This window comes from Nocardia pseudovaccinii (genome assembly GCF_050942345.1).
Classification (GTDB): Bacteria; Actinomycetota; Actinomycetes; order Mycobacteriales; family Mycobacteriaceae; genus Nocardia; species Nocardia pseudovaccinii.
The window spans coordinates 425794-436876 of record NZ_CP192074.1; the positions used below are offsets into that span (position 1 = coordinate 425794).

Here is an 11083-nt window from a genome sequence, read left to right on the forward strand (position 1 = left end):
ATAGGTAGCAGTGCGCCGGGCAGAGGAGAGGAAGTTATGGATCGCTGGGATGAGACCTGGCAGTGGCTGCTTGGATGGACCAACAGGCAGGGCCGTCGGAGCGCCTCGCGGCCCACGAGGGGTACGAGGACATCGACCGTTCTCACCCGCTGGGCGGTCCGGACCCTGCGGGCCGCCGTGACCGATCGGCCGCCCTGTCATGCCTTCCTAACAGACGAGGTGGGGGAATTACGTGACCGATGTCGATACCGACCGCTGACTGTTTCGGGGTAGGCGCGGATACTTTGGACCGCGCGGTAAGACTTTGTCGACAATCGTTCAGGGTGCTCGTTGCGGCGTCTACATGCCGCTTTCCCCCTCTAGGTTTCCGAGAAGGCGTTCAGCGAGCTGGGCGAGAGTTTCACCGTCTTGGGTGATCCACCGAGAAGTGCCCTGGTTGGAGACAGGACGTTCTTCCCAGCCTGCGAGTTCCCACATGCGCGAGACCAAGCCGCTGGGGGAATAGCGCTGTCGGTCGTACTCCCAGATGAGTGCCTTGTTGGTGTTGCTGGTCCATGCGGCCCGGGATCGGACGGGGTTCGCTGCGAGCCATGCCTCCAGTGCTTCCTGCTCGGCCGGGACGTGGAGGCTGAGGCGGAGCGGTGCGCCCTCCGGGAGCGCCCGCTGGTTAACGATCACGTGGACTGAGTTGGGCCGGCGGGGCCTACGCGGCTGCTCGTTCTTGCGGAGGTATTGAGATACGTCTTGCGTCTCGCCACCTGCGGACAGTACGTCCAGAATGTCTGTCACCAACGCTGCGCACTCCGAGTCATCAATACACACTCGTTTGAGGTCAGAGCGGGTTCCATGCCGAGTGTCCAGAACGCCAAGCAGCACAGGTACTGTGCGCGTCAGCAGTTCGGGGATGCGCCTGTACGCCTTGGCGAACCAGGCGGCATCCTCTTCCGATGGATCAGGCTCGCCGATTCCAGCGTCCTCTTCCAGCAGCAGCCGAAACACGAGATGAGTTAGCAGGAAACTGCCGTCATCAATGATGGCTGCTCCGCGCTTCTCGTACTGTTCGCGCACTGGCCGGAGAGCCTTGCGGGTCTCGCGGAGAACCCGGACTGCGTTCCAGATCTCGAAGACTCCAGGCATCGTGCGAAACAGAGGGTCGTAGATTCCGCCAGTACCGCGCTCCCACAGCACGTCGGTGGAGTCTGCCGCGACCAATCGGGCGGTGAAGCGACTTCCGGAATGTGCGCACGCCAGCGCTGTCGCTGCCTCAACGACAGAACACCCCTCGTCCCCTTGAGGTTCCAAGTCGCCTCGTCGAACGCTGTACACGAGGTCAAGTTCTGCCCGAAACTCCTCGATTAGCACGGCCTGGATAGGGTCGAGCGCAATGCGGTCGCGGTCCTCGATGTGGTTCTGCCGGTTGGTGGCTTGGGTGGTGCGCTTTGCAAAGTCGGTATCGCCGCCAGTGACGATGATTCGGACCCCGACCTCGGCTGACGTAGAATCTCCGTCCTCCTTAGCCGCGTCAATGATTGCGCGCACGGTTTGCGCTCCGTTCACAACGCTCGCGCCGTGCGCGGTCAGCCGGAGCGGAAGACGTTCCGGCTGCTTCTTGGACCCCTTCTCGACCAGCACAGAGTCGCACAGGATCGTGATGCCGTTGTTGAAATACCAGAAGTTGGAGGGCTCCTCTGTGAGCGTCTCCACCAGTTCGCTGTTGATGGGTGTCACGCCAAGCGGGTTACGGATGTTGTAGTCGAAGAGCCGGTTGCCATACTGCGTCCATTCCAGGATCTGCTCGCTCTGCAAAACGCCCTGGTACGCCTGCTGGTCCGAAGGGGAGCAGGCAAACCAGGGGGACAGCGTCACTTCGAGGGTGATCGGCTCGGGCCTCTGGTCGTCGCGGGCTCGGGCGTATATCTCCGGTGAGTGGATTGCACGATGGAAGACGTGGGTTCCGTCGTGGTTGAAGTCCCTCTCGCCGTTCGCGATGGCCTGGCGGACTCCCGGCGCGAGCTCTTTTGTCCCCATGAGGATGATTACCTGGGTCACCTTGGTGACATCCGAAATCAGAAGCTCTTTGGCCTGAACGGCCAACACCCGGCCACGTGGGTTGAATTGCCGCGATTCCCCGGAGTCGATCAACGTGAGCCCGGAAAATAGCTTCAGAACCGCAGTTTCGTCAGCCTTTGCTGTTCCCGTCTCGCTCCACTTGGATTGGACGAGGTAGATGTGGGCACGGTCCTCATCTACGGCTATCGCGTCTATTCCCTGGTCGCCTCCGCCGTCAATCACGCAGGCCGCCGACTGAGCGGGCGTCCAGTCCGTCACCATGCGCACGGCGTGTGCAGCAAGGGCGCGGGACCGCCGGGCGATGACAAGATCCTCCGGCCTACGGTTGCCGAAATCGCTCATGTCGATGAGATCGCCGTACGTCGAATCTAAGAAGTTTGCCACCTGGCGAACCTGTGTGGGGACGTCGGGGCGGCGAGGAGGGATGCTCATGGTTCTCCGGGGCAGGTGTCAACAACACTGTGGAACACTGTGGCGGTTTAGCGTGATGACTAACTATGGCGGGGGTCGAAGGAGTCCACGACAGCCTGGAAACTCATGCTCGCGCTGTTCAATTCGGCGACTATGGCGGCAGCGATATCACGTGGAGGTGCCAGATCATCGCTGACTTCTGCGACGTCGGCCCAGAGTTCCAGATTGACGTCAGGGCGGGCGAGGAGCTCAGTCACGTTGTAAGGCTTGAATCGCACGGAGGGGGTTCGGGTTGTACGGCCGGGGTCCCCGGGACGGTAAGCGGCGAGGAAATCGGCGAGGTCGTCCTCGGTGAGAGGATTGACAGTGTCCGCGCGGTGATTTCCGGTGCGGGCGTCGTATACCCACAAGGTGCGAGTGGCAGGCTCGCCGGTGGGCCGAGGCGTTGATGTGTTGAAGAAGAGGATGTTCGCCTTGGAGTTGGTACCCCGGAAAATACCGGTCGGCAGGCGTAGCAGGGTGTGTACATCGCACAGGTTGAGCAGGTTCCGGCGGATAGTGGCGGCTGCCCCCCTGCTGAACAGCACGCTGTCAGGGACGAAGACGGCGGCGCGGGCTTCTCTCGGCAGGGTGATGGCGATGTGTTGGAGAAAGTTGGTGGGAAGGTCTGCCTTTGGGGCCCAGAAGTCATCGCGGTGGGTAGTGTCGACGGCGGCATCGGTGCTCTTGAATGGCGGGTTGCATATTGCAACGGTCGCGACGACGTCAGGGTCTTGGCGATGGATCGCCCGCCCTTTCCGGGAGAGGGAGTCGGTACGCAGCATCGGAGGCATTCCGGCAAAAAGCCGCTTGGTGTTCAGAAGCACGTTGATGGTGGCGAGCCGACACATCTGGGGATCGATGTCAGCGCCGGCGATTGCCGCGTCGTCGACCCTTGTGCCATAGCTCGCCATCTCTCGGTGGGCGGCGATCAAGGTACTGCCGATACCGCCAGCCGGGTCGATGACGCGATCGTCTGGGGTGAGCGCAAGGGCTTTCGCGACAGCGGCGAGGAGTGGCAGTGGGGTCAGGAACTGTCCGGTCTCCCGTTTCTTTAGCATGTCGTCGTAGCAGTCCGAGAGGAGTTGCGCGAAGGCGCGGCCGAGCTCGATATCTGGGATCTGGGACCAGCGGTAGGGAGCGATTTCCTCCGTGATGAGCTGTCTCAGCTCGCTCATCCGGTCAATGTTCCAGGGTTGGGCGTCGTGGAAAAGAACGCTCGCGAGGGTGCGGCGCTGGTTGTCTGGTTCGGGGGTTCCCAGTGTCTGCATTGTGCCGGCAAAGTAGGCGTGGAGCGCTTCGCCGCTGTGTTCGACGAGGCGCGGCCAGGTGTCGGCGGACGGAGCCACAGGACGGACGGCGAATTTGCCTGGGCGATTGGTCCGCTCATGATCGATCTTGAGGAAGAGCAGGTAAGCGATGTGCTCCGCGAACTCGATCTTAGTGAGCGCGCGGGTACTGGTCTTTTCGTTGTAGAAAGCCCACCAACGGCGGACGATCTGCCCGGCGGTCCAGCTCTGTTCCGGCAGTGCACGCTGCGAAGACATCCCCGCGCCGCCGACCACATTCCCCACGCCTGTGTTGCCCCGCCCCGTAGTCATTCTCCCGTGGTTCCTTCCACTGTCGCATTCGCCCGGTCGATGCGCTGGTCGCCTTTCCATCACCCAGACCGGCGCAGGTGACGGGAGCACGGGACTATCCCGCCAGCGTCTCGTCTGGTTGGTCGTCTTCGGTAGTGCCGGTAGTGACCACGCCTGTGCCAGTACCAGATGCGTAGTTCTTCTTCAGGGCGCGGGCGACGGAGGTGAACTCGGCCAGGGCGGCCTCCAGCTCGTCCACGATCTCTTGAGCGATCACGTCGGGGGACGCAAGAGCCATGTTGGTGGAGTCCGATTCTGAACGGAGAACGGTCAGGTCGAGGTTAGCCTTGTCACGGGTGATCAGTTCTTCGTAATCGTAAGCCCGAAAGCGCTCAGTGGGTTTGCGAGCGGAACGGTCTGTGCCACCGGAGTGGTAGGCAGCGACGAAGTCGTCGAGGTGCTCGCGGCCGAGCTGCCGCTGCCTGAGGGTGAAGCGCTGGTCGGTGCGAAGGTCATAAACCCACAGCTGCCGAGTACCGGGGCGGCCGCCGGTACGTTGACCGGTCTTGTCGAAGAACAGGACGTTGGCCTTGACGCCGTTGGCGTAGAAGATGCCGCTAGGCAGTCGGAGCAGAGTGTGCATGTCACACATATTGAGCAGGTTGCGGCGGATGGTCTCGCCAGCACCGCCTTCGAACAGGACGTTGTCCGGCAGGACGACCGCGGCTCGGCCGTTCGTTGCCAGCAGGTTGTAGATGTGCTGGACGAAGTTCAGCTGTTTGTTGGTCGTCTGGATCCAGAAGTCAGTGCGCGCGGTGTATGCCTCGCCGGTAACCGAGCCGACACCGAAGGGCGGGTTGGCGAAGACGACGTCGTAGTGCCGAACGGGAGCTTTGGCGAGCGAGTCCTGCACAGTGATCAGCGGCTTGGCCTCTGAGGTGCCGATGTTATGCAGAAGCATGTTCATCAGCGCCAGCCGAGCGGTTTCGCGGACCAACTCGTAACCGGTGATCGCGCCAGTCTGCAGTTTGCGGCCCTCGTCGCCGTAGAGCTGCTCTTCGTAATGGGTGACAAGATGCGCATGCGCGGCGATGAGGAAGCCACCCGTGCCACAGGCAGGATCAGTCATGGTTTCACCGACCTGAGGCTTGACACAGTCGACCATAGCGTCGATGAGGGGACGTGGGGTGAAGTACTGCCCAGCGCCGGTCTTGCGGTCCTCGGCGCCACGCTGGAGAAGGCCTTCATAGGCATCGCCTTTGAGGTCCTGGTCCTCAGTGGTCCAGCGGTATGGGTCGATCAGGTCCTTGATCAACCGTTCAAGGATGGCAGGCTCGTGGATTTTGTTGCTTGATTTAGCGAAGACCTCACCGAGCATGGTGCCGCTACGCTGCCCGAGATCCTTCAGGATGAACTCATAGTGGTCGAGCAGCGCGTCGCCCGAGCGAGTCGTCAGACTGGTCCAGTCCCGGCCCGGGGGAACGAGGGGCTCCTCAGTGATGTTCTTTCGGAACTTGGCGGGGCGCTTGGCCCGCTCGTCCGCCATCTTCAGGAAGAGGAGATACGTGAGCTGCTCGACGTAGTCGAGGGTGGAGACGCCGGAATGGCGAAGCAGCTCGCAGTACGACCAGAGGCGGTTGACGAGAGTGCTGGTGGACTCCGCTTGTTTGCGAGCGGGCCTGAGTAGAGCCTCGTTGGCGAGCGGGGCGGCAACGGGCTTGTCGATGCTGCTCATTATGCTCACAGGGGCAGTTCTTCCTGATCGGGGATGTTGGTCGGGTTGCAGGCATCCGGAGCGCGCCGTTGCTTCTTGCCAGCTCCTGTTGCCCGTGTGGCTTTGATACGGGCGAGTAGTGCTGAGGCCACCTCGTCGGCGGGGTCCTGGGGGACCAGGGTGCCGGTGAACGCGGCCTGAAGAAGGGCGGCGCGTAGGTTTACGGCCTGTTCGAGCGTGGCTCGGACTGCTTGCTGTAATTCCGCAGCCTCCTGGACATGGCTCTCGATAACCTTGACGAGGCGGTCCTGCTCCGAACGTGGAGGCACCGGAACCGGAAGGAGCCTAATCTTTCGCAGACTGATCGACGCCAGATTTACCGTCTGCTTACCATTTCGATCGCACCACTTCTTTCCGAAGCTGTTTGCGTGCCAGGCAAGGAACAGGGGAGAGATTGCATCGCCTAAGACACGTGCCCGGAACACGTGGTTCTGATGGATGCAGTTGTCTATTTGACCTTCCCAGACCCACCCACGACCGAGCTTGTCACGATCACCGCCCTCGTTGAGGAGCACGTCGCCTTGCTGGAGTTTGAGAGCTTCTGCCTTGGTCGGCGGTACCCGGATTGTCTCGACTCTGTCGAGGACCAGCCGTCCTCGTTGGACATTGGCTACGCGCAGGTACGGAACCTCCACATATTCGGGGTCATGCTGCCGCTTGCTGTCTTTGGTGATGCCGCCCACAACCGCGGCAATCTCACCCAGCCGCTTCCAGGACCACCCTGCGGGGAGGTTGGGCAGGTCGCCGTCGTCAGTGTCGGCAGGTGAGATGCCCGCCGGAAATCGTTCTACCTCGTCGAGGGCGCCGCCGGTTCCCAGCAAGAAGACTTGCTCGATGAACTGGTTGGACTTGAGTAGTGCGGTACGGGTCGATGCTTCACCGGCCTCTACATGGGCCAACTGTTCATCCAGTTCATAGACGATTCGGTGCTGTTCGGCGAGGGGTGGTACTGGGATCTGAAGGCCCTCAAGGTAGGGGCGTGAAACTCGGCGCTGGCCTACTGCGCCGGACATATGGGGCTCCGCAGCTATTCGTACGCTCCGCTGGAGTAGATAATGCACAAGATAATCCGGAAGAATTCCTCCACGGCTGCGCAGTACATGAAATTCGGTACTGCCGAGCGCGCGACCGCCTACCAGCCCCGTCGCCTTCACGATCTTTCCGTTCTCCATGCATGGAGTGATCTTCGCAAAAAGGACGTCATTCTCCTGGAACCGAGTCAACGACTTCTTTTTGAATTCGCCGTAGCGAATCGTCTCGGAAGGATCCATCCGTCGAGATTCTGCCTCGACTGCTGCCATCGGAACCCGCGAGATTAGGTCGTCATCGTCCGGCTCCTCGTCAAATCCGCGCGGATTGACATGGCACAGCTCGCCGATCGTCGCCAGTGTCCACCCCTGCGGCAGCTTCGCGCCCCTCGCGTCGTCGGGACTCTTGCCACCCCCGCAGAATGTCCTGCTCCCGGCCTCTCCTATTTCCTCCGCTTTCGCGGCAATGGCCGTCACGCGCTCAGCTCCCTATCGAGTTCGTCGATGATGTGTTCCGCCTGGCGCTCGCCGAATTCAGCCAGGAAGCCATCCGTGCCGTTACGAATGGTGAATGGGGCGTAATCGAGGTCAGCGGTGTCGAAGCGTACACGTTCGATTGTGGCGTTTGCGATGTGGTCGAGCCACCAGCGCTGACGGTTGGTGAAGTGGATGCCAGCCTGCTCCTGACGGGTGAGCCAGGCGGCGTACCGCTCGCGGATGTGCTCCTCATGCGGCACCGGCGGCGCGGCGCCGTGCTCTGCTCCACCGGCCAGCTCGTAGCGGAGGAGAGAAATCAGGTCGGCATTGGTTCTGCGAGTGCTGGCGCCCCGATGGACTGCCTCCCCTACCTGCTCGTACGCGGTCCAGAGCCGCTCGGGGGTCCAAGCTCTCGGCGGGCGGGCAATGGCGCGCGCCATATCTTGCAGCCGGCGTAGGGCCGCAGCCGGGGGGACGTCGGAGTCCGGACTGAAGGCGATGGTCAGTGCGGCGACCTCGTCGCTGTTATCGACGAGGTACTTCCGCCAGCTGGTGACCGTCTCTCGGGCTGTGGATTCGTCCTCCTTGACAGCGCCCGCGCTCACCAGTTCGTCGCGGCTGGTCTCGTCATAAAGGATGTCCTTGGCGCGGCGCATCTCCAGCAGCCGGGCGCGCAGTTGCGGCGAGGCAGCAAGGGGCTGGACCGCGTGCTCGATGAGGTCACGCACCGCCTGCTCGGGGTCACGACCGGTCAGCTCTGCAGCTTCGCGCACCTTCAGTTGGTCGTCGGCAGAGACGGCCCGCACCATCCTGCGGACGATTTCTTTAAGCGGCCGGCCGCCGGCGAGCTGCTCGATCTCACCGTGCTCCTCAGATGTCATCTGGAGGTCAAGCTTGGCGAGTCGGGAGGCGAGAGTCGAGACCTCTTCCTCCTCAATCGTGTTGGCGGCGGTCTTGCGCAGTAGCTTCTCCAGGCTGGCCTGCTTCTCGGTGTGACGTTCCAGCGGAGCTGCGTCGACCTTGCTCTTCTTGGTGACACCAACCGCGTCGACGATCGCGAAACGAGTTTTGGGACCGGAGCCCGGAGTGACCTTTTCGAAGTCGGTGAGGGAGAGGGTGCGGGCCCCCCGGCCTTTCATCTGCTCGAAGTAGGCCCAGCTCTTCACGTCCCGGAGGAAGAGCAGGCACTCCAGGGGCTTGACGTCTGTGCCGGTGGCGATCATGTCGACGGTGACGGCGATCCGTAGCTGCGGCAGGTTGCGAAACTGCGCGAGGCGTTCGTCCGCTCTCTTTGCTGCATGAGTGATTTTGGTGCAGAACTCGTTGCCTTTGCCGAAGACATCGCGGACAACCTCCACGATCTCCTCGGCGTGGTTGTCGTTCTTCGCGAAGATCAGGGTCTTTGGGACGTACATTTCGTCCCAAAGTAGAGCGTCGGTCGCTCGGTCGTGCTTGGCCCGCTCGGGAAAGATCTCGGTGAAGAGCCGTTCCCGGAACGTACGGATGACCGTACGCAACTGGTCCTTGGTGATGACCCCGACCCCGACCTGGTTTGCCCCGTACTCGACGTCTTCGTCCAGGTCCTCGTAGCGCTGACGGCGGGTGCGGCGGTCACGCACCGGGATGATGCCTTGGGCGATGACGCCGCCCTCGGCAGTTATCCGAGTGCTGATCTCATAGACCGAGAAGTCGACGTTGACGCCGTCAGCGACGGCCTCCTGATAGGTGTACTCGCTGACCAGGTTGCCATTGAAATAGCCAAAGGTTTGGGCGACGGGCGTAGCGGTGAGTCCGACGATGGGAGCGTCGAAGTACTCTAGGACGGAGCGCCACTTGCCGTAGATGGAGCGATGGCACTCGTCCACGATGATCAGATCGAAGGACTCCGGCGGGATGTCCGGGTTGTAGCCGACTTCGACCGGACCAGGAACCTCGTACGGTTGCTCCCTCTCGCTGTCCTCGGCGAAGCCCGCCGGACGTTCGCCAGTGAGTTCCATGTACAGGCGCTGGACGGTGGAAACGACCACTTTGGAGGACGGCTTCATGCCCTCGGCGCCGAGCCGCTGTACGTGGAAGAGGTCGGCGAACTTTCGTCCGCCGTCTGGTGTGAGGTAGTTCTCGAACTCGGCGACCGCTTGGTCGCCGAGGTTATTGCGGTCGACGAGAAAGAGGACGCGCTCTGCGCGGGCATGCTTCAGCATCCGGTAGGAGAAGGTCACCGCGGTGTATGTCTTGCCGGCGCCAGTGGCCATCTGCACCAGGGAGCGGGACTGCCCCATACCTTGCTGACCCTGGCCGAGAGCTACCGAGTTTTCTACGCCGTGGACGGCGGAGATCTGAGCCGGACGTAGAGGACGTTCGTCTAGCTCGGGCAGGCGGAGCCGTAGACGGGCGCGGTAGCTGGGAGCTTGGGGGTCCTCTTCGGCCTGGCGCATCCAGCGGGCGAGGGTACGCGGCTGGTGGAATGAGAAGATTCGGCGGGTGCGTGAATCGGGATCGAGGATGTTCCGAAAGCGAGTCTCTCCGCCGTCGCTGACGTAGCGGAACGGCAGTGGCGTCTGCCAGGCGGCGAGGCGCTGCTGGGCGTCGGTGGGATGGTCGGCGTAACGGCCGGCCTGGACTTCGGCAGCCGAGAGGTCCGAGCCCTCGCGTTTGGCCTCGATAACACCGACCAGCTTGCGTTCCACATACAGTGCGTAGTCGGCGCGTCCACGTGCAGTAGTGGTCTCGCGGACGGCAACGCCGCTGCCCCGATGGTCGCCCTGTGCCCACAGGTTCTGCTCGGCAACATCCTGCACCTGCCAACCCGCCGCGACCAACATCAGGTCGAGGCGAGAACGAACCTGCGCCTCGGTGAGAGGATCACGCGCTGCTTGCTCCGCGTTGTCCAGGAGACGGGCACGCTCGGCGACAGCAGCAGAAATAGCGGCGCGGTCGGTGGCCTCAGCCCGGCGCTGTCGCGCATAGTCCGTTTCCTGGGCCTCCTCGACGTACTTCAGCTGCTCCTGGAGCATGGCGATCGAGCGGGCCATCTCATCGCGCTCAGCCCGTGCAGCAGCTAGCTCCTGCTCGGCCGCGGCTCTGGCCGCATGTTCTGCTTCAGCGTGGGAAGCCTGGTTCTCGTAGGTGAGCCGGGTCTCTTTTAGGGCCTGGCGGGCTTGGGTGACCTCCTCGCGCAGGCGACGGTTATGCGCAGCGGGGGTGCAGTCCGGATCCGGCGGCACGAAGGCGATCTGTTCGCGTGAGCTGGTCAGCAGCCGGTGGTACCAGACGCCGAGACGGAAACAACAGTTCAGTACGCGGAAGGCATCGTCAGCGTTGTCGTAGTCCTTGTGATTGGCGTTGTTGCCGAGAGTGCGTACCTCGTGAAAAGTCGCGCCTACATTGCCGTGAAGGTAGCCCTCCTTGTCGAGCGCCTTGAGGCGCTCGAACTGGGTGGTACCCGTGTTCCGAATGCGAGCCCTACGGATCAGATCAGCGGCGAGTGCCTCGCCGAACTGCCTGGACTTGATGAGGGAGGTGTTTGGGTCGGTGAAGACGTAGCTCTCGGCAGCGGCACCGTAAGCCACTAGCAGCGGCACATGGGGCAGCAGGAAGCCGAAGTTCCGCGACTGACGGGCTAGACGCACCAGGTTTGGATTCTGGCCGCTGGTCGTCCCGACCGCGTTCATGCTGCCCCCTCTGCCTACGGGCCCGCTCCGCTC

At 62.5% G+C, this 11083-nt stretch carries 5 protein-coding genes; all 5 read right to left on the reverse strand.

The genetic code is table 11. The features are described 5' to 3' along the window. Positions 1-339: 339 nt before the first annotated feature. On the reverse strand, positions 340-2454 hold the full coding sequence (locus tag ACQPZ2_RS01995; protein ID WP_433524032.1) for an AIPR family protein: 2115 nt from the start codon (positions 2452-2454) through the stop codon (positions 340-342). A 107-nt stretch (positions 2455-2561) separates the two neighbouring features. Continuing rightward, on the reverse strand, positions 2562-4121 hold the full coding sequence (locus ACQPZ2_RS02000; RefSeq protein ID WP_433524033.1) for an N-6 DNA methylase: 1560 nt from the start codon (positions 4119-4121) through the stop codon (positions 2562-2564). Positions 4122-4215: 94 nt separating this feature from the next. Continuing rightward, on the reverse strand, positions 4216-5835 hold the full coding sequence (locus ACQPZ2_RS02005; RefSeq protein WP_433524034.1) for an N-6 DNA methylase: 1620 nt from the start codon (positions 5833-5835) through the stop codon (positions 4216-4218). Between the two features lie 5 nt (positions 5836-5840). Next, complete coding sequence (locus ACQPZ2_RS02010) at positions 5841-7379, reverse strand: restriction endonuclease subunit S (protein WP_433524035.1); 1539 nt, start codon at positions 7377-7379, stop codon at positions 5841-5843. After that, positions 7376-11050, reverse strand: a complete 3675-nt coding sequence (locus ACQPZ2_RS02015; RefSeq protein ID WP_433524036.1) for a DEAD/DEAH box helicase family protein — start codon at positions 11048-11050, stop codon at positions 7376-7378. The genes ACQPZ2_RS02010 and ACQPZ2_RS02015 overlap by 4 nt, the downstream gene beginning before the upstream one ends. Positions 11051-11083: the final 33 nt, after the last annotated feature.

Excerpts from the sequence above, each read along its gene's own strand:
- ACQPZ2_RS02000 (WP_433524033.1), bottom strand. The coding sequence starts at position 4,121 with ATGACTACGGGGCGGGGCAACACAGGCGTGGGGAATGTGGTCGGCGGC.
- ACQPZ2_RS02005 (WP_433524034.1), bottom strand. The coding sequence starts at position 5,835 with ATGAGCAGCATCGACAAGCCCGTTGCCGCCCCGCTCGCCAACGAGGCT.
- ACQPZ2_RS02015 (WP_433524036.1), bottom strand. The coding sequence starts at position 11,050 with ATGAACGCGGTCGGGACGACCAGCGGCCAGAATCCAAACCTGGTGCGT.